The sequence below is a fragment of the Burkholderia sp. ABCPW 11 genome (assembly GCF_001523445.1).
Taxonomy (GTDB): Bacteria; Pseudomonadota; Gammaproteobacteria; order Burkholderiales; family Burkholderiaceae; genus Burkholderia.
This window is the reverse complement of record NZ_LOVM01000027.1, coordinates 40,876-62,893: the sequence shown is the minus strand read 5'-3', so window position 1 is coordinate 62,893 and position 22,018 is coordinate 40,876. Positions and strand designations below refer to the sequence as shown.

Sequence of the window (22,018 nt, the reverse complement as noted above, 5' to 3'; positions counted from 1 at the left end):
TGTCTAAAGTTAGCACAACGTCGGCGCATCCACGACCGGCCAAGCAAATGGAGACAGCCCCTTGCCCTCGTTCCCCAAGCACGTGGTCGTTCGCGAAGTCGGCTTGCGCGACGGACTGCAAAGCATCCAGCGCATTCTTCCGACGGAACGCAAGCTCGAATGGATCCGCGACGCGCATGCAGCCGGCCAGCGCGAGATCGAGGTCGGTTCATTCGTGCCGGCGCGGCTGCTGCCGCAACTCGCCGATACAGCCGAACTCGTGTCGTACGCGAAGACGCTGCCCGGTTTGCTGGTGTCGACCCTGGTACCCAACCTGAAGGGTGCCGAACGCGCGCTTGAGACGGGCGCCGACCTGATCCTCGTGCCGCTGTCGGCGAGCCGCGCACACAGTCTGGCGAACCTGCGCAAGACGCCCGACGAAGTCGTCGCCGAAGTCGCCCGCATTCGCGCGGCACGCGACGCGGCCGGTTCCAGCGCACTGATCGAAGGCGGAATCGGCACCGCGTTCGGCTGCACGATCCAGGGCCGCGTCGAGCAGTCGGAGGTGCTGCGCTGCATGCAGGCGCTGCTCGATGCGGGCGCCGATCGCGTAAGCCTTGCCGATACCGTCGGTTATGCGAGCCCGGCCGCCGTGCGCGAATTATTCGATAAGGCGCTCGAGATCGCTGGTACGCGCTTCTGGTGCGGCCACTTCCACGACACGCGCGGGCTCGCGCTCGCGAACGTCTATGCGGCGCTCGAAGCGGGCGTCACGCGCTTCGACGCGACGCTCGCCGGCATCGGCGGCTGTCCGCATGCGCCGGGCGCAAGCGGCAACGCATCGAGCGAGGACCTCGCGTTCATGCTCGCCGACATGGGCATCGAAACCAGCATCGACATTGCCGCGCTGCTCGCGCTGCGCGCGAAGGTCGCCGGCTGGCTCGACGGCGAGACGCTGCACGGTGCGCTGTGGCGCGCCGGCCTGCCCAGCACGCACGCCACGGCAACGGCCACGGCCGCGACGACCATCACGATCGACTGACATGGCCATGAACCACGACACACTACTCCCTCTCGATGGCGTTCGCGTCGTCGAATTCACGCACATGGTGATGGGGCCGACCTGCGGGATGATCCTCGCCGACCTCGGTGCCGAAGTGATCAAGATCGAACCGCCGGGCGGCGACAAGACCCGCAACCTGCCCGGCCTCGGCATCGGCTTTTTCCGTTCGTTCAATCGCAACAAGAAAAGCGTCGTGCTCGACATCAATTCGCCGGAAGGCAAGGAAGCCGCGGTCGAACTGATTGGCACCTGCGACGTGATGCTCGAAAACTTCCGACCGGGCCTGATGACGAAGCTCGGCCTGGACTATGCGACGCTGTCGAAGCAGTACCCCGCGCTCGTCTACGTGTCGCACAAGGGCTTCCTGCCCGGCCCGTACGACAAGCGCCTCGCGCTCGACGAAGTGGTGCAGATGATGGGCGGGCTGTCGTACATGACAGGGCCGGTCGGCCGGCCGCTGCGCGCGGGCACGTCGGTCAACGACATCATGGGCGGCATGTTCGGCGCGATCGGCGTACTTGCGGCGCTGCGCGAACGCGAACGCACGGGTCGCGGCCAGGAAATACAAAGCGCGCTGTTCGAGAACTGCGTGTTTCTGTGCGCGCAACACATGCAGCAGTACGCGATGACCCGCGAGGCGCCGCCGCCGATGCCCGCACGCGTGTCGGCGTGGAGCGTCTACGACGTGTTCACGCTGGCCGACGACGAGCAGCTTTTCATCGGTGCGGTGAGCGACAAGCAGTTCGTCACGCTGTGCGACGTGCTCGAATGCGCCGAACTCGCGGCCGAACCGGACTTCGCGACCAACGCGTCGCGCGTCGCAGTGCGCCCGCTGCTGCTCGAGCGGCTCGGCGCCATTCTGAAACACCATCGCGCGGACGAGCTGTCGCCGAGGCTCGAGGCAGCAGGAATTCCGTACGCGCCGATCGCGCGTCCAGAGCAACTGCTCGGCGATCCGCACCTGAAAGCGAGCGGCGGCCTCGTGCCGATGCAGACCGACGACGGCGGCACGACCGAGGTCGTGTTGCTGCCGATCACGATGGGCGGACGGCGCCCCGGCGTGCGCCAGGCACTCGCACGCGTCGGCGAGCATACGCAGGAAGTGCTGTCGCGCCTGAGGCGCCGGGCGATTGCATGAGCGTGCTTTCGAACGCGCTCGGCGAACCTTAGCGAGCAGCCGGACCCGCGCACGACCGACGTGCGCCCCTATACCTTCGTCACGGCAGGCACGTCGATAAAAAACGCCGCCGATGCAAAATGTCAGGAGACAGACATGCAGCAGACCATCACCGCGGGAAGCGCCGCGCTCGACACGCCCGATGCCCGCGCCGGCGCCAATCTCGGCGCGGCAATTTCCGCGCGCATGGACCGGCTTCCCGCCACCCGGCATCTGTGGGTGCTCGTGCTGCTCATCTCGCTCGGCGGCTTCTTCGAGGTCTACGACCTGATCTTCACCGGCTATATCGCGCCGGGCATGACGAAGAGCGGCCTGCTCCAGACGACGACGCAGGCATTCTTCGGTTTCACCGGGATCGCCGCGTTCATCGCGGCGACGTTCGCCGGGCTGTTCGTCGGCACGTTCGGGTGCGGCTGGATGCCCGACCGCTACGGACGGCGCGCCGTCTTCACGTTCTCGCTGCTGTGGTACTCGGTCGGCTCGGCCATCATGGCGTTCCAGACGACACCGGAAGGCGTGCTGCTGTGGCGCTTCATCGCCGGCATCGGCGTCGGCCTGGAAATCGTCACGATCGACACCTACGTGACCGAGCTGGTGCCGCAACAGATGCGCGGCCGCGCAATCGCGTTCAATCAGGTCGTGATGTTCGCGGCCGCACCGGTTGCCGCGATCCAGTCGTGGTGGCTCGTCCCGCAGACGGTGTTCGGGCTCGACGGCTGGCGCATCGTCGTGCTCGCCGGTTCGGCCGGCGCCGTGATCGTCTGGTTCATTCGCCGCGCGGTGCCCGAAAGCCCGCGGTGGCTCGCTGCACACGGCGACGTCGAGGAAAGCGAGCGGATCGTTAGCAAGATGGAAGCGATCGTCGAGCGCCAGTCCGGCGCGCCGCTGCCGTCCGTGGTCGATGCGCTCACGCAGCCCGACGTGCCGCGCGCGGCCTTCGCGGTGCTCTGGCGCGCGCCCTACCGTTCGCGCCTGCTGATGCTGATCGCGTTCAACTTCTGCCAGGCGATCGGCTATTACGGATTCGCGAACTGGGTGCCGACGCTGCTAATCGGCCAGGGGATAACGGTCACGAAGAGCCTGCTGTACTCGTTCATCATCGCGTTCGCGATGCCGGCCGGGCCGCTGCTCGCAATGCTCTATGCGGACCGCATCCAGCGCAAGCATTTGATCGTCGGCGGTGCGCTCGCCGTGACCGTGTGCGGGTTCGCGTTCGGACAGATGAAGGCGGTGGTGCCGCTGATCGTGCTCGGCGTGCTGATCAGCCTCGCAGGGCAGACGATATCTGTATCGTTTCACGCATACCAGTGCGAGCTGTTCCCGACCGCGGTGCGTTCCCGGGCGAGCGGAATCGTGTATTCGGCGAGCCGCATCGGCGCGATGATGTCCGGCTTCATCATCGCGGCGCTGCTGAAGGACTTCGGCGTGCCCGGCGTCTTCACCGGGATCACGATCTTCATGCTGCTGGTGGCGGTAGTCATCGGCATGTTCGGCCCGCGGACCAACGGTGTGCGGCTCGAGGAACTCAACCGCTGACGTGCCGCGCACCCAGCAAAGCTCCCCTTTCCGGAGACAACCGTGCCCCCATCCGCACCGCAGCCTTCCCGTTCACCGACCACCGTGCGCTTCGACGGGCGGATCCTTTTCCTGTCGCAGAACGCGCACGCCATTCAACGACAACTGCAGGGCGAGAACATTTCGCTCGATGACGCGCTGCCGCTGCGCTACGACATCTCGACGGACGAAATCACGCCCGCGACGATCTGCTACTACTACGACGAAAGGCTGGGCGACTATCCGTACGTCGGCCTCGATTGCGCCGGGACGAGACCGGTCGGCCAGGGCAGCGTGAAGGCCGGCGGCTTCGCCGTCACCGTCGCCGGACGCCGCTATGGAAAAGGATCGTCACGCGAAGCCAGCCCGTTCGCCGAATGGTGCGCGGGGATCCGGCTCGTGATCGCGGAAAGCTTCGAGCGCATCTATCGGCAGAACTGCCACAACCTCGGCATCTTCACGTCGACCGACTTCGGGCTGATCGAGCGCATCCGGCGCGGCGAGGACATTCCGCTCGAAGAACTCATACGTGGCGAAGATGCGCTCACCGCCGAGCTGATTCGACGCGGCGGACTGTTCCGGCTGACCGAAGCCAGGCGCGCGGGCTGGCAGCCGCCGCTGCCGCCCGCGCAGCCGCGCCCGATGACCTACGCCGAGAAAATCATCGCGCGGGCGAGCGACCACGCGGGCGTGGCGCCCGGACAAAGCGTGTTTGCGCGAACCGACTGGCGCTATGCGCACGAATACGTGTCGCCGATGTCGATCAGTTTCCTGCGCCGCGAGTATGGCGACCGCATCGAATTGCACGACCCCGCGAGCATCGTGTGCTTCTCCGATCATCTGACGTCCATCCATCGCAGCATGCCCGCCGAGCGCCGCGCGCTCGGGCTGCTGGACGTCGCGCAATCGATGGCGCAGGTTCAGCGCCAATTCTGCGAAGAGCATCGCATGCGGCACCACGGCTTCCTCGCGGATCGCGAAGGCTCGGAAGGCATCAGCCATTCGATCATGGCCGAGCGCTACGTCAAGCCCGGACAACTCGCCGTCGGCACGGATTCGCACACGCCGCACTGCGGTGCGCTGGGCGCCGTCGCGTTCGGCATCGGCGCGACGGAGATGGCCAACGCGTGGCTCACCGGCGACGTGCGCGTGAAGGTGCCGCCGACCTGCCGCGTCGATCTGCAGGGCCGGCTGCCGGCCGGCGTCGAGGCGAAGGACATCGTGCTCCATCTGCTGCGCCTGCCTTACGTGCGCGACGGCCACGCGATCGGACAGATCTTCGAATATCGCGGCGAAGCGCTCGCCGCGCTGTCGACCGACGAACGTGCGACGCTGACGAACATGGTCGCGGAAATCGGGGGATTCACCGGCATCGTGATTCCCGACGACGAGACGCGGCGCTTCCTGCGCGAGCGCCGAGGGATCGACTTCGAGATCGAGCCGTGGATGTGCAGCGACGACGATGCCGACGTCGCGCACACGATCGAAGTCGATTGCGCGCGACTGGAACCGATGCTCGCGCAGCCGGGCGACCCGGGCCGCGGCATCGCGATGTCGGAACTTGCCGACACCGTCGCGGTGGACATCGCGTACGGCGGTTCCTGCACAGGCGGCAAGCGCGAGGACTTGCGGCGCTGCCATGAAGTCGTCGAATGGGCACTCGCACACGGCCTCAAGGTGGCCGGCTCGACGCGTTTCCTGCTGCAGTTCGGCAGCCAGGACGTGCGCGACTACTGCGTGCGCGAAGGGATGATGGACGCGTTCGAGCGGGCAGGCGTCGAGCTGATCGAGCCCGGCTGCGGCGCATGCGTGAACGCCGGGCCGGGCGTGTCGGAGCGGCCGGACCAGGTGACGGTCAGCGCGATCAATCGCAATTTCCACGGACGATCGGGGCCGGGCCAAGTGTGGCTGGCCAGCCCTTCCACCGTTGCGGCAAGCGCCATTGCAGGGCGCATCGTCAGTTTCGAGCAATTGCGAAAATCGACGCATAACGCGTCGTCACTGATCGCGCTTAACAAAAATCATTCGCAATGATCTCGCGAGATCATCGGTATTAGAGAGGGAGAGCCACATGAGGGACTCCACTCACCGCACAATCCCTTCGGGCCATCAAGATTATGCAATATTGACCAACCCGATCATCTTCCCGGGATGACGTGGCGGGTTGGAAAGGCGTCTTGGGCCACATAGTTGAATCCCCGGCCGCTATGACCCGCTTACGAGTTGGGGCCTTCCTCTCCCGCCTCGAGCATCCGCATCGCCGCCGTCTCTGCGTTCAACACGTGAATCCGCGCCGCCGCCGCAGCTGCCTCAGGATCCCGCGCTTTAATTGCGCGGTATAGCTTATCGAGCTCCTTAAGACTCGCCTGCAGCCTGTTCGCCTGCATCAGTGAGGTCGCTCGCAGAAGGTTGATACGAGAATAGAGCCCGTTCAACACTTCTTTCGCCAGCGAATTTCCGCAATTGTCGAGCAACACATCATAGAGTTCGGCCTTCGCCTTCAAGATGGAAGTTCGATCGGCGGTCCCCCCGCTTGCCTTCAATGTCCGAATGCACTCCCCAAGTCGCGCGATTGCGTCGTCGTTCGCTCCGCGGGCAAATTCGGCGGCCGCATATCCCTCCAGTAGGGCTCGAATCGCATACAGCTCAGCCGCTTCCTTCTTCGAAACAACAGCAACCACCGGCCCCTTGTGCGGAACAATCGAAACCAGTTTCTCGCTTTCCAATTTGCGGAGCGCTTCGCGAATCGACGTTCGGCTTACCCCCAGCAGTTCACAGAGTTCGCGCTCGACGAGTCGACTACCGGGAGGAAAATGCCCGGACATGATTCCCTGCCGCAGCGCGTGTTCCACTTGGTGACGCAACGTCTCCGGCCTTAGCAAACCGATCCCTTCCGACATTCTTGTATTCCTGTAATACAACGCGAGATGGCTCATATCATACAAGACATCAGTGGCGTCACCGCAGCGTGCATCTCGGAACCAAGGACTCAAAATTCGACGTCACGGGTTTCAGGGCCGATTGTCGCACCGATGGCACCAATGACCCCGCCCACGCACATCAGAACCGAGGGCGCGAACCCCGGCGACAACACGGCATCGAGCCAATGCATGTAGTACGCATAGAAAGACGGTGCGATGATCGAGAAGCTGAACCCGACTCCAAAACCAGTCGCTCGAACGTCCGTGATGAAGCGTTCGTTGATGTACGTCAGGATGACACCCCACGGCGAAGTAACAATCACCGCAAGCAAACACACCAGCAGTGCAACCCAAACGAACGGCATTCTGCCGGCATTTGACAATGCGAAGAGGAGCGCGGCCCCGGCCGTCGCGATCACGAGACCGATTGCGATAAAGAACAGCCGGCGCCCGATGCGCTGGCTGAGCACACCAGCACCAACATACGTCAGCGACATCACCGAATACGTCAGTACCAGTATCAGGTTCACGTGAATATGGTCGAGCTTCAGCGCACCGGCAAGCAAACCCATCGGTAGATAGATCGTGATCAGATTCTGGGTTAGCCAGAAACCCGTCATCATGACGAACACCTGGAGCAATGGAAAAGCGCTCGCGCCGGAGAAAAGATCCGATAGCGGCACCGACTTGGAAGCGCGCGTCGTCTCGTCATGCCAGACGCGCGACTCCTCAACCTTGTAGACGTAGTAGAGCGTCAAGAGTGCCGCCAGGATTCCGCCGAACACGAATGGAACTCGCCAGCCCCAGCGAGCATACGGAGAATCGTGTCCCCCCAGCGGAGCGATCGTTAACATCAAGACTGCCAGCAGATTCGTGGTCAGATACGCGGTCGGAAAACCGGCAATGATGAGCCCCCCGACAAAACCCCGACGCGCCTTCTTCGCATATTCGAAGGCGAGCGGGACAGCACCGGTATAACCTCCACCGAGAAATATCCCGTCGATGAATCGACAAAGCACAAGGAGCCAATACGCCGCCGCACCAATAGTCTCGTAGCCGGGCAGTACTGCAATCAACAGTGTAAAGACGCTGAATCCGGCGGTCGACCAGATCGATGCTCGCCTGCGGCCCACGCGGTCAGCTACAACGCCAAAGAGCAGTGCTCCAACCGGCCGCCCAAGCAGCGTGACGACAAACGCAAGCGACGCAAGGGGCGTGCTCGCTGCCCCGGAAGCCGATGGCGGCAGGAACAGAAAGAGCACCGGCGACAGGATCGCAATTGGCAAGAACACGTCGAACATGTCGACAAACTCGGAGAAGAACGCGCCCTTGAGCGCATTGCGACTCCTTTCCTCTGGGGTACGTTCGGCTGCATCGCCGGCGTGATCAGGCGCGGTGCGTGCATTCATTGCTCTCTGTCTCCGATGAGAGTTCACTGTCGGCGCGCACTCTTTCGGCATGCGCTCGTCTTTTTCAACCGTGCTAGCCCAACACCTGCGGATTCACGAGATTGACAGGTTTCCCGGCCTCGAACGCCAGCAGATTCTCGAACGCGCCACCAAAGAAGACCTCGTAGGTGTCCTTCTCGACATAACCGAGATGAGGTGAGCAAATTGCGTTTTCGAGGTGAAACAGAGGATCGTCCCAAGCCGGTTCGATCTCGTACGTGTCCACCGCAGCGAATCCCGGACGCCCCGCAGCAAGGGCCGACGCCAGCGCCCCCTTTTCCACCAGGTCCGCGCGGCTGGTATTGACAAAGACCGCCGACGACTTCATCCGAGCCAGATCACTGGCGCTGACAATCCCGCGTGTCTCTGCGTTCAACCGAAGATGAACGCTCAGCACGTCGCTTTGCTCAAAGAAGGCCTCCTTGGTTGGCGCGGCTTCGAAACCGTCTTGAACCGCACTTGACAGGGACGCAAAACGCCCCCAGACCAGCACGCGCATGCCGAAGGCCTTGCCGTATTGAGCGACGATCTTGCCGATGGACCCGTATCCGAATATCCCGAGCGTCCTGCCCCGCAGGCATGTCCCTATCGTTCCCGCCTGCCAGTAGCCCGCCTTCGCGCTGTTGACCTCACGCGGTAGGTTTCGGGCAGCGGCGAGAACAAGCGACCACGTCAACTCGGCTGGTGCATACAGGCTCCCGCCGCTTGCCGCGACGGCAATCCCACGGCGCGTGCATGCCTCTACGTCGATGTGGGCCACGGCCTTCCCTGTTTGACTGATGAACCGAAGGTTCGGGAGACGACTGAGCAATGCCTCATCGATCACCGTGCGCTCCCGAATCGGCACGATCGCCTCAGCACTTTCTATGCTCGCCGCGAACGCCGCGCGATCCTCGATGACCTGTCGCTGGATCGACACGTCATGGTCAGCCAACAGCCTGAAGGCAGCGAGATGCTGTACCGCATCCTGATAGTCGTCGAGGATGGCAACACGCATGCGCGCATTCCCGTCTGAAATATTCGTCATAAATTTTGACCTGGGTCTTGTTGAATCCAACGATTCGCGATTCGCATGCCGCTGAGGCATCCGAGCAACTCATCTCGCGTCCAACTCATTGCGGCGGAGACACCGGCAATCCGCCAAAGAGGCTTCAGCCCATCCGATGCCCCTGTTGCTTTACACGGATGCCTCTTCCTGCCCCAGTTTCTTCAGAACTTCGTTTGCGATCTTGAAGCTATCGAGCGCGGCGGGAACCCCGCAATAAATGCATGCCTGGAGCAGCACCTCCTGAATCTCCTCCGCGGTAACGCCATTGTTGACGGCCCCTTTGACATGAAGAGCCACCTCATTCGGCCGATTGAGTGCGGTCAGCATCGCGATGTTGATCATGCTGCGTGTGCGGCGGTCGATTTGCGGTCGCGTCCAGATTTCGCCCCAACACCACTCGGTGGTCATTTTTTGCATGGGCTTCATGAAGTCCTCGACTTCATTGACGGACTTGTCGACATATTCCGCCCCAAGCACGGCACGACGAACCTCCAGGCCTTTCTTGAACTGCGGGTTATCGAATTCAGCAGGCAACGACATAGCTTCTCCGGATTGCGGTGAGAGATTGATCGGGACCACACAGCCCCCCACTCCGAGGGCTGTGCCTGGCGACGTTGGCATGATTGTATTGCTGTCATACAATCATGCCAACGTTAAATTGAGATGGTTCTGGCATTCCGTGTGGAATGTGGCCACCTCAACCGCAACCAAACAGCCGAACATTGCGATGCCCTCGCGGCTTTCATCGATCAGGAAAAAACCATGACGATCAATCGAAGAACCTTTGTTACCGCGGTGGCCTGCCTGTGCACTACCGGGTCGCTCTTTCCTGCATCCGTTTTTGCCAAGGCGCCACTCATCAAGACACAGGCGCCGGGATATCATCGCGCCCTGGTCGGCGACTTCGAGGTCACCGCCCTCTCCGACGGAACGGCACAGATGTCCGTGATGAAGCTGTTGCAAGGAGATCCCGATCGGATCGCCGAAGCGCTGAAGCGCAACTATCTCGGCGTACAGGTCGAAACCTCGTATAACGCCTTTCTGATCAACACCGGTAGCAGGCTGGTGCTCATCGATTCCGGTGCGGGCAAGACCCTGGTACCGGGAACGGGCCATCTCATCGCCAGCCTGCATGCCGCCGGTTATGGTCCGGAACAGGTCGACGAGGTCTACATCACACATATGCACCCCGATCATGTCGGCGGACTGACTGCCGACGGTCGACCGACCTATCCCAATGCCATCGTGCGCGTCAGCCAGCGAGACGCTGACTACTGGTTGAGCGACGCGAGCATCCGCGCACCTTCTGATCGAACCAGGAGCGTTGCGAAAACGGCAGTTGCTTCCTTCTCTCCGTATCTCCGGGCGGGCAACGTGAAGACGTTCGACGGGGACCGAGTGTTGATACCCGGCATCCGTGCCCTGTCCGCATACGGCCATACGCCCGGTCACACGACGTATTTGGTGGAGAGCCGCGGCGAAACGTTGCTGCTCTGGGGGGACACCGTTCATGTTGCTTCGGTGCAATTTGAAGATCCGTCGATTACGATCACCTACGACTACAACAACGTCGAGGCAGCTCAGCAACGCCTCAAGATCTTCGCCGATGCAGCGCACAATGGTTGGCTAGTCGGAGGAGCACATCTGGCGTTTCCAGGACTGGGACATTTGCGGACCGACGGTGAAAACGTCTACTCCTTCGTATCCCTAAATTATTCAACCGTCGCATAGGCGGAATCGACCAGAACCAGGGTACCGGCATCGGTTCGATGAAAGCAGACAGCAATCGCCGGAACCCTTGTCGCATGCGGATCGCCGCCCGTTTTGCTCACTTGAACGGAGGTCGTTTGGGTGACGATCCCTTCACACGGCACTCCGCTGAATCCGACTACCCGCCCACGCTCGTTCAAGCAACATCGTGACAGCGTCGGCGCCGAGCGAACGTGGATTCGCGCAGGGATTCGCCATCAACTGCTCCACTGCGCGTTCGATCCCCTCTCGCGGCATGCCAATGTCGCGCAACGCGACGGGTACAGAACACGCTCGCTGAAGCTCTAAAATTCTGCCGACCGAATCACTTGCATTGAGTGCATGCGAAAGCCGCGACATCGCGGTTGGTGCTGCCCTGGAATTGAACTCGAGCACATGTGGTAACACGATGGCGTGAATTTGCGCGTGCGGAAGATCGTAAAGCCCACCGAGGACGCGGCACATCTCGTGATGCAGCCCCATCGTGACCGTACCGAGACAGCATGCGCATAGCCACGCGCCAAACAGCAAATCGCTTCGAACCGAGGCGTTCTGCGGATTCGTCATCAGGTGCGGCAGGGAACGTGCAATCACGCGAACGCCCTCTTCGGCCATCATCGATACAACAGGGTTGCCATCCGGCGCGTAGAGCGACTCTACGGCATGTGCGAGAGCATCGAATGCAGACAGTACCGAAAGCGTGAGTGACAAAGACAACGTCAGATCAACGTCGTAGATGACGACTTCCGGCAAAACCTTAGAGCTACGCTGAGTCGTTTTGACGCCGTCACGTGTTTCGTGCAGTATCGGCGTCATTTCCGAGCCAGCGTAGGTCGTCGGCACAACGATTTGTGGCAAGTCCGTGCGAAATGCGAGTGCCTTTCCCAACCCGATCACCGAACCACCACCAACGGAGACGATACCGTCCGCATTCAGCGCCCGGACTTCCGCTAGCGCCCGTTCGGTAACCTCGGCCGGCGTATGCCTTTTTGCATCAGTAAACGCACCGACGGCCCGGCTTCCAAGTCCGGCCAATACGCGCCTCTCCAACGAAACCTGACTCGCCGTGCAAAGCACGAGCAGGCGACGACGCCCTAGCCTGTCGGCTTCCTCGATCAACCGCTCAACGGTGCCAACCCCGAAGATGACACGCGCCGGCTGAGTTTGGTAGGTGAATGCCTCCATGTGGATTCGACTGTCAAGTCTCATGGAGCGCCGTATTGCCGCCGAGATCATGCGTGCTGTTCCTCCGTGCCGTTTTAGACGTACGCAAAAGCAAGTTCATGAAAGATGTCGGCCATCCAGACGCCATCCGAGAAGTCACCGCGGACGCCTTGATCCGGCGTGGCGTGCACATTGCCCCATTCGCTGTGGCGTTACCGACCGTAGTAAGCGACGAACGACGCCCGGCCGAGCACCTTGTCTCCCAGTGCTTTATTCAACGCGAAGCCATGGACGGCTGCGGTACCGGTCTTTGGAATGCCCGCTGCGGCATAAATATCGTCGACCGACAGCGCAAACAGTGTGAAGACATAGCGATGAGGCTTGTCTCCCACCGGCGGACACGGGCCGCCATAGTTGCCGTTTTCTCCGACCGCACCGGTGTTCTGAAAATCGTTCGCACCGGGATTGGCGCCGGTGGGCAAACGGGACGGATCGTTACCGGCGCCGCGCGCCAGTTTCGTGGCGGAGGCAGGAATGTTGTAGACCGCCCAGTGCCACCAGCCGCTCCCTGTCGGCGCATCCGGGTCGTACACCTGCAGGGCTAACGAGCGGGTCCCCACCGGTACATTCTTCCAGATGAGCTCCGGCGATACGTTTTCGCCAGTGCAGCCGAACGCATGAAGCACAAATCGGTTATCGATCTTGCTGCCCGCCGAGATGTCGGGGCTCGAGAGTTCGAAGCGGGCCGGTGACTCCGCGACGGCCGCACCTGCCAGGCTAACGACCATGCTTGTTACGGACAGAAAACGGTAAAGCAGCTTCATCGCATTCCTTTTAAAGGCGTGTGGGAGATTAGATGTGTTGCGATCCCGCCCGTCAGGCAAGCGCAACATCCAAGATGATTTCTTGACGCTATCGAACCTGGGCCGGATCCCAGTGCTCGGCAATCTTTCCGTTCTCGATGCGGAACATGTCAAACCACGTCGACGTGTAGTGCCGATCGGCGTCCTTCGGATCGACGTAGTCGCGAGAAAAAGCCAGTACCACGATGTCACGTTCAGCAACGATCGAAACCAACGGTCCCTTGATTCGCTGCTCAATGGCTATCGGGTTTCCGCGCTTAGAAAAGAAAGCGACGAAAGCTGCGCGCCCGCTTCCGACATTTGGGTTGTGCTGAATATAGGCCTCGGTCAGATACTTGTCGGCCAACTCCATATGCCGCGCCTCGAACACCTCTCGCCAGAAGTCGTACACGAGTTGCTTGTTCCGTGCTAATACGGCATTGCCGCTCGCCAGCATTCGTTGCTGATCAGGATTCGCTACAACAGCCGCCTGCGCGTGAACTTGCGCGACAAGCAACACCGACAGCGCGACGCACAGGCTGCACAGCGCGCCGCCGACCGAAATCCGGAACCGCAAATTCCGGCTATTCATCCGTTCTCTCCATTCAGCCTGCACGTTGTCGCCCGTTGCGCGGTCGCGCCATGCGCGATGAAACATTGTCAGACAATCCTACGTGATGACATTTTTGCTGTCTAATATAGAGTCCGTCTCACACTGATAAGCGGGAAACATGAGCCATGGAAATTTGGCAACTTAGATACTTCGTCGCCGTATGCGAGGAACTCAACTTCGGCCGGGCCGCGGCGCGGCTGCACGTCGCGCAACCATCGATTACGCGAGCGGTTCAGGGGCTCGAAGCCGAACTTGGCGTACTGCTGCTGATGCGCGACAAGCGAAATGTCGAGCCGACCCGTGCCGGGCAGGCTTTTTTTCGGGAAGCGCAAGCCATCCTTGGCAGGATGGAATCGAGCGTCCGCATCGCTCAACGCGGTGCTGACGGTGAAATCGGCCACCTGGTCGTAGGCTTCGAAGGTTCTTCCGCGCTCCGCTTCCTGCCGATTGCAGCGGCGAGGTTTCGACAACGCTACCCCGACGTCGTCATCGATTTCGTCCAATCGACGACAGACGATCAGATCTCAGCGCTGAAGCGTGGGGAAATTGACCTTGGGTTCATCGTGCCACCTGCTACCGACCGCGAGATCGAAGTCGAACTCCTCTTGCAGGAGGAGCTGCTGGTCCTGATGGCTCCCGATCACCGACTCGTCGGGAACAAAAGCATCGGGCCAAGCGAAATCGCGAGCGAGCAGGTGATTTGGCCCGCCGAGGGAGAAAAATGCGGGACTAACCGAAAGATCAAGGAAGTGCTGGGTGATCATGTCCGAGATATGACCGCTCGCATAAGCGATACTTACCTGCGCACCGAGTTCATTGCTGCCGGATTCGGCGTGACGCTGGCGCCTGCCTCCGCCGCCAGAAGCCTCGGCCACCGTCTCGCAAGCCGGCCGCTGACACCGCCGGCGTTTATCCAGATCGGTGTCGCGTTCAACCGAGATCACACGCCGGATACGATAACCACCCGCTTCCTCGACGAGGTGAAAAGCACTATTAGCTCGGCGTCGAATATTTTCCCGCCGAGCGAAAACACCCCATCACCGGTCGCGCAACCACTCTAAAGCCATGGCCGAAGGACACGTGTGAGCGTTGCTGCTCGCACAGATGCTTGCAACATCCAGGGCATTTGCTAGTCAGCCATCAGCAGAGCACTGACTCAAACGGTTGCCGACCGCCCGAGCAGCGGCAATCTCGCCAACATGTTCTTCAACGCGAGCGCATCCCAAGGCAAATGTTCGGCAATTCCGAGCCCGACGACATCCGCTACGGCCGCGACCTCCCTCAAGAGCCGGACAACCTGCTCGATCGTCATCTCGCCACGCGCGACTCCGGCGTACGCATCCTCAGGAAGACCAGGTTTGGCAAACAACAACGCGTGAAACAGTGCTGGATCCAGCACATCGAGGTCGAAGTGAATGGCCAGGTGCTTCGCGCCCGTCGACTCGAACCACTCCAAAACCGGCTTGCTCCCCTCCGTTGCCAATTGCGCCGGCCCGACATTCCTGAGCCCCAGCCGACTCATCTCGGTCGCTTCCCACTCCGACGGGTCGTGCAAGCCCGCGAACATGACGTTCTGCGGCTCAATTGGTCGTGCGACTGCCTTCACGAAGTCGGCATCCCCCTGGCCAAGCAGATTGCCGAGGACCATCGCGTGTGCGTTAAAGAATTGCTCGGGCGTCATGATGTCCGGGTGTGAATCAACCCATAGCACGGCCAGGTCGCCATCGTAACGCTCATTCAGATAGGCAAACGGCGCAAGGTCCACCAGACAATCGCCTCCCAGGATCACGATGCGATCCGGTTGATGCTTGTCGATAAGTTGCCGAGCCTGACGCAGCTGCTCGAGCAGAGCGCCACGCGCCACGATGCCCTCTTCCTTTTGCAGCGGCTCGTCGGAAGGTAGAGCCACCGGAACCTCTTCAACCGGCCCGGTAGGGTCCGGGGCAAGCCAGGACAGCAGCTTGGCACCGAAGTGGTAAGGCGGGTTGTTACCGCCCTGCCACTGCGGAAAAATGAGGCGCAAAGTCTTATCGTTGAAAGCGCTCATGAAATATGCTCCAGAGAATGTGGGTTGTCTGACTAGGGGCGAAGTAGGATCGCCCCAGTGGCCATCCGCGATGCCAGGCGCTCATAGGCGCTCTCGAACTGGTCCAGCGGAAAGACGCTGTCGACGGAGGGACGCAACAATCCCTGGTCAATAAAGCGGCCGATCACCCGCAACGCGTCGGCAACGTCGGCATCGGTCTCTAGCCACGCGTCGTATCCCAATACGCGCTTTTCGTGAACCACCAAATCCGCGAGATCCAAACCGGCCACAGTGCCGCCGACGTACCCGATGGAGACAACAGCGCCACGAGTACGAACCGCGCCGAGTAGCTGGCCAAGCAACGCGCCACCAACAGGATCGAACGCCAAATCAGCACCCAGCCCATCGGTCTCCGCCAGGACCGCTTCACGCAGTTCCTGCGACGACAGGTCAATGACCACCCGGGCTCCAGATTGCATGGCACGCGACACTTTTTCGGCTGAGGAAACAACACCGATCGGCACGACGCCGAGTGCGAGAGCTGTTTGCGTGAGCGCGTGCCCGAGGGCACCTGATGCTCCTGATATCAGGACGGTCTGCCCGCGAACCACCTTGCCGGTCCGGGTCAGCGCCTGGTAAGCCGTGACGTAGTTGATCGGCAGCGCTGCGCCCTCGTCGAGCTCAAGACCGTCCGGCAGCTCGACAATGCGTTTGTCTTCGACCAGCGCCCACTCTTGCTGCAGACCATCCTCGGTGATGCCGAGTTGACCGCCGCCGTAAATGGCGACGCGAGCGCCGCGCTTGAAGCGCGTGCTGTGTTCGACAATCCCCGCGCCGTCGTTGCTCAGCACCAAAGGCGGCGCAGCCATGGCCACGACACCCGATCGAACCTGGCTCGACAGTGGATTGACGGTTACCGCGTGCATTCTCACCAGCGTGTACCCTTCACGTGCCTCGGGAACCGGCCTCTGTTCGATCACCATTTGCGGAGCAGAGCCAAACTGGGTGGCAACTAAAGCTTTCATCAGCATTCCTCGGATCGCCGCGCAACGGCAGAAGTGCTATTCAGTCAGGATGCAGATGGCATCCGTTCGCAGAAGACAAGAACACGAAGAATCAACTCAAGGCCGAACCGGGGCGCGGACGTTCAATCAGCGTATGAAGTACGGCCAGCATAGGTTCGTATCCTTCGTAAAGGGCGTCTCCGCGTAGCACCGTCACCGCCCCGTCGACGCTCACGACCAGTTGCGGCACACCACGCACACCCAGGTCGTTCATCAGTGTCTGCGTGGCCCGAATGCGGGCATTACTCTGCTCCTCAAGTACGACGTCCTGCTCAAGGCGGTTGGTCAACTCATCCCCGTCGATCGAATGCCCGGCTGCGTTGACGAACTCTGCCGTCACGTTGGCGACTACGTCGGCGCGCGCAGTGTCTTGCCCGGCCACATATCGAACGATCTGCAGTTGCTGCAGCAGACCGGGTTCCAGCCTGCGGTCGATCGCGCGCACGGCTGTCAACGCACGATTCATCACATCGGAATCAAACATCGCCCCATTGCTGAGCAGCACGTCCAGCAGATAGGCCTTGCTGAATTTCTGCCCGGTCAAAGACGCAATACGCTGATCGTTGGTCCACGCGTAGTTGGCCCAGTCCCGTGTCAATGCACGCGCGCCTTGATCGGCGAACAATCCGCTTGGCATCAATTCCAGCAGATCGGGATATGCGGTCGCCAAGCCGCTCAGCGCGGGAGCACTGGCGTAGCACCAGCCGCACAAGGGGTCAAAGACGTACTGCAGGCGTATCTCCGACATAGCAATCAACAGGTTATCGATGCGACACCGACACTGTATTTGATTACAGGAAGGAGAAATACGGGACTACAATTGACGCTTTGTCGCATGAATCGATCAGATGGACCGAATCACTGCAGCAGAAGTGTTCCTTGAAACGGTTGCGCGCGGCAGCATTTCGTCAGCCGCCGTCTGCCTCGGCATGTCGCGCGCGATGGCCGCGCGTTACGTCGCACAAATGGAAGAATGGGCCGACTCCCGGCTGCTCCATCGCACCACCCGCAAACTCAGCCTCACCGCAACCGGTGAGGAGGTACTGGAGATCTGCAAGGAGATTCTGGCTCTAGCGCGGGACGTGAGCGTGGTCGGCGCTCAAACCGGAGATGCCCCCAAAGGGCTGTTGCGCGTTACCGCCTCGTCCATCTTCGCCGAGTATTGCCTGACCGATGCTCTAATGGCATTCCTGCAGCGCCATCGGGCCATCACGGTCGACCTGCAAGTCGTCGATCGCCAGACAAATCTGGCCGAGGATGGCATCGACCTTGCTGTCCGTGTCACCAATGCGCTGGACCCCAACCTGATTGCACGCAAGCTGGGCGAGGTCCGGTCGGTTGTATGCGCCAGCCCCGCTTATCTGGCGGCCTACGGGACACCCGTACATGTCCGCGACCTGACGGCACACAATTGCCTCACCTATTCCCATTACGGCCGATCCCTATGGCATTTCAAGGCCGATGGCGAAAGCATCGACGTCCCGGTTTCGGGCAATTTCGTCACGAATGAGGCCTCCCTTGTCGTGCGGGCGGCGCTGCGCGGAGCTGGTGTCGCGCTTCTACCGCGGTTCGCAGTCGAGCAAGCCCTTCATGACAGCCTACTGATCGAGCTGACGCCCGACTTCGAGGTAGAGCCACTGGGCGTTTTCGCCGTTTACCTCTCGCGCCACCGCATGCCGTCGTCGTTGCGCACACTGATTGATTTTTTGGCGGAAAACCTCGATCTTCCGACTGGCTCCCGTTAGACGCTAGCGGGATCTACGCCTCTTCCAGACCTGCGAGCAGCGTGTCGACAGCCTGATAGACCCGAGCAACCACGTCAGCGCCGACCGCACGCTCGATGGCGCCGTATTCCGCCTCCAGGTCGCGGGAAAGCACCTGAACCAGCTTGATGCTCTTCGCGGTCAGCGACACGCGTACTCGGCGCTGATCATCCTCGAACCGCTCTTTCGTCACAAGACCAAGCAGTTCCATACGCGCCAGCACGCCAGCCATGCTCGGGCTGGAAATCGTGCACAGGTCGGAAATCTGCCGAGGCTCGAGTGGCCCCTGCTCGTTGAGCGCACGGATCACCCGCCATTGCTGCTCGGTCAGACCCTGAGCCGTGATCAACGGACGGAATCGCTCCATCATTTTCTCTCGCGCACGCAGCAGCAACATTGGCAGATTGCGATGCAGGGAGCCGTCGACGAAAGAATCAGACATAAAAACACCGAAGGGGAAGGCGAAAGGACGTCTAGGGGAAAGCCCCCGACCACACGACAAACCAGTTGACCCGAAATCATATCAGGCGCATTATCACTAACATCTTAGTGATTTTGGCAAAACCCAAAACCAAGTCGACCATGTTCTCAGTAACCGATCACCTGCTTCATGTCGAAGGCGATCCGCTGCCGCGCGATATCGATGCCCATGCGGTCAGCATGCTGCTCGCAAGCGGTGTCGCTTGCCGGCCGCCCGTATCGGGCGCGGTCTACGGCACGCTCCTCAACGACCGCGCGGCGCTCGACGCACTCGGCGACGCGATGCATGCTGCCCCCTATAAGGCGCCACCAAAAGCGCCGATCCTCTATCTCAAGCCGCGCAACACGCTGGCCGGCCATCGCGCCCGCGTCGAGGTACCCGTCGACGCGAGCGGCATTGAGGTCGGTGCATCGCTCGGCATCGTCATTGGTCGCACCGCGACACGCGTGTCCGCCGAACACGCACTCGACTTCGTCGCGGGCTATGTGATCGTCGCGGATCTGAGCATCCCCCACTCGAGCGTCTATCGCCCGTCGGTGCGCTTTCGCGCACGCGACCGCTTCTGCGTCATCGGTCCGGCGGTCGTGGCAAAGCGACATGTCACCAACCCGGACAGCATCGCGATTCGTGTCGAGATACCCGGCAAACCCGCATTCGAAGCAAGCACGGCAACGGCATTGCGTGGCGTTTCGCAACTGGTCGCCGACGTTACCGATTTCATGACGCTCGCTGCTGGCGACGTGATCACGCTGGGCGTGCCGCACGCCACGCCGATCGCTCACGCCGGCGAAGAAGCGACGATCACGTTTGACGGATTCGCGCCGCTCGTCGTGTCGTTCGCCGGTGCACCTCAACAGAACGGAGAATCGGAATGATGCGCGGTCGCGTCGCCTATGCAGGCGCCATTCACGAAGCGTATCCGCAAGACGGCAGCGTACGGCTCGCCGACGGTCGGATCTGTCGTGAAGACGAAGTGGTCTGGCTCGCGCCGATCGATGTCGGCACCATCTTCGCGCTCGGCCTGAACTACGCCGATCACGCGAAAGAACTGCAGTTCACGAAGCAGGACGAACCTCTCGTATTCTTGAAGGGTCCCGGCACCGTACTCGGTCACCGCGGAATCACGCGCCGGCCGGCCGACGTTACCTACATGCATTACGAGTGCGAACTCGCGGTCGTGATCGGTCGCCCCGCACAGAACGTCAGCCGCGATCAGGCAATGGAATACGTTGCCGGCTACATGATCGCGAACGACTACGCGATCCGCGACTACCTCGAAAACTACTACCGGCCGAACCTCCGTGTGAAGAATCGAGACGGCGGTACCGTACTCGGGCCGTGGTTCGTCGATGCAGCCGATGTACACGACGCATCCGATATCGAGTTGCGCACCTACGTCAACGGCACGTTGCGTCAGCGTGGCAACACGCGCGATCTGGTCACCGACATACCTGCACTGATCGAATACCTGAGCAGCTTCATGACCCTTGCTCCTGGCGACGTGATTCTGACAGGCACGCCGGAGGGAATCGTGAATGTCGACGTGGGCGACGAGGTCGTCTGTGAAATCGATGGGCTCGGACGTCTCGTCAACGCGATCGCGTCGGACGCGGAATTCGGGCGCTAATGAACGAAGGAACGAAAGAGGAATCCCATGCGTATCGAGCATCTGATCAATGGTAAGGCGCGCGCCGGGCGCGACTACTTCGAGACTGTGAACCCGGCGAACCAGGACGTGCTCGCCGAGGTCGCCCGTGGCGACGCCGATGACGTCAATGCTGCCGTCGCGGCTGCGAAGGACGCGTTTCCTGCATGGGCTAAAAAGACGCCGAAGGAGCGTGCGAAGCTGATCCGCAATCTCGGCGAACTGATCACGAAGCACGTGCCGGATCTGTCGGAAACGGAGACGAACGACACGGGCCAAACGATCTCGCAGACGCGCAAACAGCTCGTGCCTCGCGCCGCCGACAACTTCCACTATTTCGCGGAGGTCTGCTCGCATGTCGACGGTCATACGTATCCGACCGACACGCATCTGAACTACACGCTGTTTCATCCCGTCGGCGTGTGTGCGCTAATCTCGCCGTGGAACGTCCCGTTCATGACCGCGACGTGGAAAGTCGCGCCGTGCCTCGCATTCGGCAACACCGCCGTCCTGAAGATGAGCGAGCTTTCGCCGCTCACCGCCGCGCGCCTGGGCGAACTCGCACTCGAGGCCGGGATTCCGGCGGGCGTGTTGAATGTCGTGCACGGCTTCGGTCAGGAAACGGGCGAGCCGCTCGTTGCGCATCGCGACGTGCGCGCGATTTCGTTCACCGGCTCGACTGCTACCGGCAATCGGATCGTGCAAGCGGCCGGGCTGAAAAAATATTCGATGGAACTCGGCGGCAAGTCGCCGTTCGTGATCTTCGAAGACGCGGATTTCGAGCGTGCGCTCGACGCGGCCGTATTCATGATCTTCTCCAACAATGGCGAACGCTGCACGGCTGGCTCGCGGATCCTCGTTCAGAAGTCGATCTACGCGCGTTTCGCGGAGAGTTTCATCGAGCGTGCGAAGCGAATCAAGGTCGGTGATCCGCTCGCCGACGATACGATCATCGGCCCGATGATCAGCCAAGGCCACCTCGCGAAGGTAAGAAGCTACATCAAGCTCGGATCGAAGGAAGGCGCGACGCTCGCAAGCGGCGGCCTCGACGCGCTCGACCTGCCCGCATCGCTGCAAAAGGGTAACTATGTCGCGCCGACCGTGTTCGTCGACGTCGACAACAAGATGCGCATCGCCCAGGAGGAGATCTTCGGCCCGGTCGCGTGCCTGATCCCGTTCGACGACGAAGCCGACGCGATCCGGATCGCGAATGACATTGCATACGGGCTGTCGAGCTACGTGTGGACCGAGAGCACGGGCCGCGCACATCGCGTCGCAGCGGAAATCGAGGCGGGAATGTGCTTCGTGAACAGCCAGAACGTACGCGACCTGCGTCAGCCTTTCGGCGGCACGAAGGCCTCTGGTGTCGGGCGCGAAGGCGGCACGTGGAGCTACGAGGTATTTCTCGAACCGAAGAACGTCTGTCTGTCGCTGGGCTCGCATCACATCCCGCAGTGGGGACGCGTCTAAAAGGCGCGATC

Annotated in this window: 21 protein-coding genes; 10 read left to right on the top strand and 11 right to left on the bottom strand. The window is 61.4% G+C overall.

Annotated features, from left to right (window positions below; genetic code table 11):
- Positions 1-61 precede the first annotated feature (61 nt).
- The 4 genes from WS61_RS10460 (at position 62) to WS61_RS10445 (ending at position 5,807) form a co-directional block, all read left to right on the top strand.
- Positions 62-1,021, top strand: coding sequence for a hydroxymethylglutaryl-CoA lyase (locus WS61_RS10460; protein WP_059500420.1), 960 nt, complete (start codon positions 62-64; stop codon positions 1,019-1,021).
- A 7-nt stretch (positions 1,022-1,028) separates the two neighbouring features.
- The gene (locus WS61_RS10455; RefSeq protein WP_059500511.1) at positions 1,029-2,180 is read left to right on the top strand and encodes a CaiB/BaiF CoA-transferase family protein; all 1,152 of its coding nucleotides are present in this window, start codon (positions 1,029-1,031) and stop codon (positions 2,178-2,180) included.
- A 135-nt stretch (positions 2,181-2,315) separates the two neighbouring features.
- Entirely contained in the window at positions 2,316-3,755 is a 1,440-nt protein-coding gene (locus tag WS61_RS10450; RefSeq protein ID WP_059500419.1) for an MFS transporter, read from the top strand.
- A gap of 42 nt (positions 3,756-3,797) precedes the next feature.
- Positions 3,798-5,807, top strand: coding sequence for an aconitase family protein (locus tag WS61_RS10445; RefSeq protein WP_059500418.1), 2,010 nt, complete (start codon positions 3,798-3,800; stop codon positions 5,805-5,807).
- 182 nt (positions 5,808-5,989) lie between these two features.
- Here WS61_RS10445 and WS61_RS10440 read toward each other — a convergent pair whose 3' ends face one another.
- From WS61_RS10440 to WS61_RS10425, 4 genes are all read right to left on the bottom strand, one after another.
- The gene (locus WS61_RS10440; RefSeq protein ID WP_059500417.1) at positions 5,990-6,673 is read right to left on the bottom strand and encodes a GntR family transcriptional regulator; all 684 of its coding nucleotides are present in this window, start codon (positions 6,671-6,673) and stop codon (positions 5,990-5,992) included.
- An 89-nt stretch (positions 6,674-6,762) separates the two neighbouring features.
- Positions 6,763-8,103, bottom strand: a complete 1,341-nt coding sequence (locus tag WS61_RS10435) for an MFS transporter (protein WP_059500416.1) — start codon at positions 8,101-8,103, stop codon at positions 6,763-6,765.
- 73 nt (positions 8,104-8,176) lie between these two features.
- Positions 8,177-9,139: a D-2-hydroxyacid dehydrogenase family protein gene (locus tag WS61_RS10430; RefSeq protein ID WP_059500510.1), complete on the bottom strand. Its 963-nt coding sequence runs from the start codon at positions 9,137-9,139 to the stop codon at positions 8,177-8,179.
- Between the two features lie 180 nt (positions 9,140-9,319).
- Positions 9,320-9,730 carry a carboxymuconolactone decarboxylase family protein gene (locus WS61_RS10425; protein WP_059500415.1) on the bottom strand — a complete coding sequence of 137 codons (411 nt, stop codon included), beginning with the start codon at positions 9,728-9,730 and terminating at the stop codon, positions 9,320-9,322.
- Positions 9,731-9,853: 123 nt separating this feature from the next.
- Here WS61_RS10425 and WS61_RS10420 point away from each other — a divergent pair, with 123 nt between their 5' ends.
- Positions 9,854-10,921, top strand: a complete 1,068-nt coding sequence (locus tag WS61_RS10420; RefSeq protein WP_257127236.1) for an MBL fold metallo-hydrolase — start codon at positions 9,854-9,856, stop codon at positions 10,919-10,921.
- A 132-nt stretch (positions 10,922-11,053) separates the two neighbouring features.
- On the opposite strand, the gene WS61_RS10415 is transcribed toward WS61_RS10420, so the two are convergent.
- From WS61_RS10415 to WS61_RS10405, 3 genes are all read right to left on the bottom strand, one after another.
- Complete coding sequence (locus WS61_RS10415) at positions 11,054-12,124, bottom strand: maleylacetate reductase (RefSeq protein ID WP_059500414.1); 1,071 nt, start codon at positions 12,122-12,124, stop codon at positions 11,054-11,056.
- A gap of 191 nt (positions 12,125-12,315) precedes the next feature.
- The gene (locus WS61_RS10410) at positions 12,316-12,927 is read right to left on the bottom strand and encodes a YbhB/YbcL family Raf kinase inhibitor-like protein (RefSeq protein ID WP_059500413.1); all 612 of its coding nucleotides are present in this window, start codon (positions 12,925-12,927) and stop codon (positions 12,316-12,318) included.
- Positions 12,928-13,015: 88 nt separating this feature from the next.
- Positions 13,016-13,603, bottom strand: coding sequence for a nuclear transport factor 2 family protein (locus tag WS61_RS10405; RefSeq protein WP_257127235.1), 588 nt, complete (start codon positions 13,601-13,603; stop codon positions 13,016-13,018).
- A gap of 80 nt (positions 13,604-13,683) precedes the next feature.
- Between WS61_RS10405 and WS61_RS10400 the strand changes: the two genes are divergently transcribed.
- Positions 13,684-14,619 carry a LysR family transcriptional regulator gene (locus WS61_RS10400; protein ID WP_059500412.1) on the top strand — a complete coding sequence of 312 codons (936 nt, stop codon included), beginning with the start codon at positions 13,684-13,686 and terminating at the stop codon, positions 14,617-14,619.
- A gap of 95 nt (positions 14,620-14,714) precedes the next feature.
- Here the strand turns inward: WS61_RS10400 and WS61_RS10395 are convergent, their stop codons facing one another.
- The 3 genes from WS61_RS10395 to WS61_RS10385 all read right to left on the bottom strand — a co-directional run bounded on the left by WS61_RS10395 (position 14,715) and on the right by WS61_RS10385 (position 17,405).
- Complete coding sequence (locus tag WS61_RS10395) at positions 14,715-15,605, bottom strand: arginase family protein (RefSeq protein WP_059500411.1); 891 nt, start codon at positions 15,603-15,605, stop codon at positions 14,715-14,717.
- A 32-nt stretch (positions 15,606-15,637) separates the two neighbouring features.
- On the bottom strand, positions 15,638-16,615 hold the full coding sequence (locus tag WS61_RS10390) for a zinc-binding alcohol dehydrogenase family protein (RefSeq protein WP_218921203.1): 978 nt from the start codon (positions 16,613-16,615) through the stop codon (positions 15,638-15,640).
- A gap of 85 nt (positions 16,616-16,700) precedes the next feature.
- On the bottom strand, positions 16,701-17,405 hold the full coding sequence (locus WS61_RS10385) for a DsbA family protein (protein WP_059500410.1): 705 nt from the start codon (positions 17,403-17,405) through the stop codon (positions 16,701-16,703).
- 91 nt (positions 17,406-17,496) lie between these two features.
- Between WS61_RS10385 and WS61_RS10380 the strand changes: the two genes are divergently transcribed.
- Positions 17,497-18,393, top strand: coding sequence for a LysR family transcriptional regulator (locus WS61_RS10380; RefSeq protein ID WP_059500409.1), 897 nt, complete (start codon positions 17,497-17,499; stop codon positions 18,391-18,393).
- Positions 18,394-18,406: 13 nt separating this feature from the next.
- Here the strand turns inward: WS61_RS10380 and hpaR are convergent, their stop codons facing one another.
- On the bottom strand, positions 18,407-18,808 hold the full coding sequence (hpaR, locus tag WS61_RS10375) for a homoprotocatechuate degradation operon regulator HpaR (RefSeq protein ID WP_059500408.1): 402 nt from the start codon (positions 18,806-18,808) through the stop codon (positions 18,407-18,409).
- 185 nt (positions 18,809-18,993) lie between these two features.
- Between hpaR and WS61_RS10370 the strand changes: the two genes are divergently transcribed.
- From WS61_RS10370 to hpaE, 3 genes are read left to right on the top strand one after another with little or no spacing between them, the layout of a single operon-like run.
- On the top strand, positions 18,994-19,767 hold the full coding sequence (locus WS61_RS10370) for a fumarylacetoacetate hydrolase family protein (protein WP_059500407.1): 774 nt from the start codon (positions 18,994-18,996) through the stop codon (positions 19,765-19,767).
- Positions 19,764-20,519, top strand: coding sequence for a fumarylacetoacetate hydrolase family protein (locus tag WS61_RS10365; protein WP_059500406.1), 756 nt, complete (start codon positions 19,764-19,766; stop codon positions 20,517-20,519). Before WS61_RS10370 ends, WS61_RS10365 begins: the two co-directional genes overlap by 4 nt.
- A 27-nt stretch (positions 20,520-20,546) precedes the next feature.
- A complete protein-coding gene (gene hpaE, locus WS61_RS10360; RefSeq protein WP_059500405.1) occupies positions 20,547-22,007 on the top strand; it encodes a 5-carboxymethyl-2-hydroxymuconate semialdehyde dehydrogenase in 1,461 nt (486 codons plus the stop codon).
- Positions 22,008-22,018 lie beyond the last annotated feature (11 nt).

Excerpts from the sequence above, each read along its gene's own strand:
- WS61_RS10455 (WP_059500511.1), top strand. The coding sequence starts at position 1,029 with ATGAACCACGACACACTACTCCCTCTCGATGGCGTTCGCGTCGTCGAA.
- WS61_RS10450 (WP_059500419.1), top strand. The coding sequence starts at position 2,316 with ATGCAGCAGACCATCACCGCGGGAAGCGCCGCGCTCGACACGCCCGAT.
- WS61_RS10440 (WP_059500417.1), bottom strand. The coding sequence starts at position 6,673 with ATGTCGGAAGGGATCGGTTTGCTAAGGCCGGAGACGTTGCGTCACCAA.
- WS61_RS10435 (WP_059500416.1), bottom strand. The coding sequence starts at position 8,103 with ATGAATGCACGCACCGCGCCTGATCACGCCGGCGATGCAGCCGAACGT.
- WS61_RS10430 (WP_059500510.1), bottom strand. The coding sequence starts at position 9,139 with ATGCGTGTTGCCATCCTCGACGACTATCAGGATGCGGTACAGCATCTC.
- WS61_RS10425 (WP_059500415.1), bottom strand. The coding sequence starts at position 9,730 with ATGTCGTTGCCTGCTGAATTCGATAACCCGCAGTTCAAGAAAGGCCTG.
- WS61_RS10420 (WP_257127236.1), top strand. The coding sequence starts at position 9,854 with ATGGTTCTGGCATTCCGTGTGGAATGTGGCCACCTCAACCGCAACCAA.
- WS61_RS10415 (WP_059500414.1), bottom strand. The coding sequence starts at position 12,124 with ATGGAGGCATTCACCTACCAAACTCAGCCGGCGCGTGTCATCTTCGGG.
- WS61_RS10410 (WP_059500413.1), bottom strand. The coding sequence starts at position 12,927 with ATGAAGCTGCTTTACCGTTTTCTGTCCGTAACAAGCATGGTCGTTAGC.
- WS61_RS10405 (WP_257127235.1), bottom strand. The coding sequence starts at position 13,603 with ATGTTTCATCGCGCATGGCGCGACCGCGCAACGGGCGACAACGTGCAG.
- WS61_RS10400 (WP_059500412.1), top strand. The coding sequence starts at position 13,684 with ATGGAAATTTGGCAACTTAGATACTTCGTCGCCGTATGCGAGGAACTC.
- WS61_RS10395 (WP_059500411.1), bottom strand. The coding sequence starts at position 15,605 with ATGAGCGCTTTCAACGATAAGACTTTGCGCCTCATTTTTCCGCAGTGG.
- WS61_RS10390 (WP_218921203.1), bottom strand. The coding sequence starts at position 16,615 with ATGCTGATGAAAGCTTTAGTTGCCACCCAGTTTGGCTCTGCTCCGCAA.
- WS61_RS10380 (WP_059500409.1), top strand. The coding sequence starts at position 17,497 with ATGGACCGAATCACTGCAGCAGAAGTGTTCCTTGAAACGGTTGCGCGC.
- hpaR (WP_059500408.1), bottom strand. The coding sequence starts at position 18,808 with ATGTTGCTGCTGCGTGCGCGAGAGAAAATGATGGAGCGATTCCGTCCG.
- WS61_RS10370 (WP_059500407.1), top strand. The coding sequence starts at position 18,994 with ATGTTCTCAGTAACCGATCACCTGCTTCATGTCGAAGGCGATCCGCTG.
- WS61_RS10365 (WP_059500406.1), top strand. The coding sequence starts at position 19,764 with ATGATGCGCGGTCGCGTCGCCTATGCAGGCGCCATTCACGAAGCGTAT.
- hpaE (WP_059500405.1), top strand. The coding sequence starts at position 20,547 with ATGCGTATCGAGCATCTGATCAATGGTAAGGCGCGCGCCGGGCGCGAC.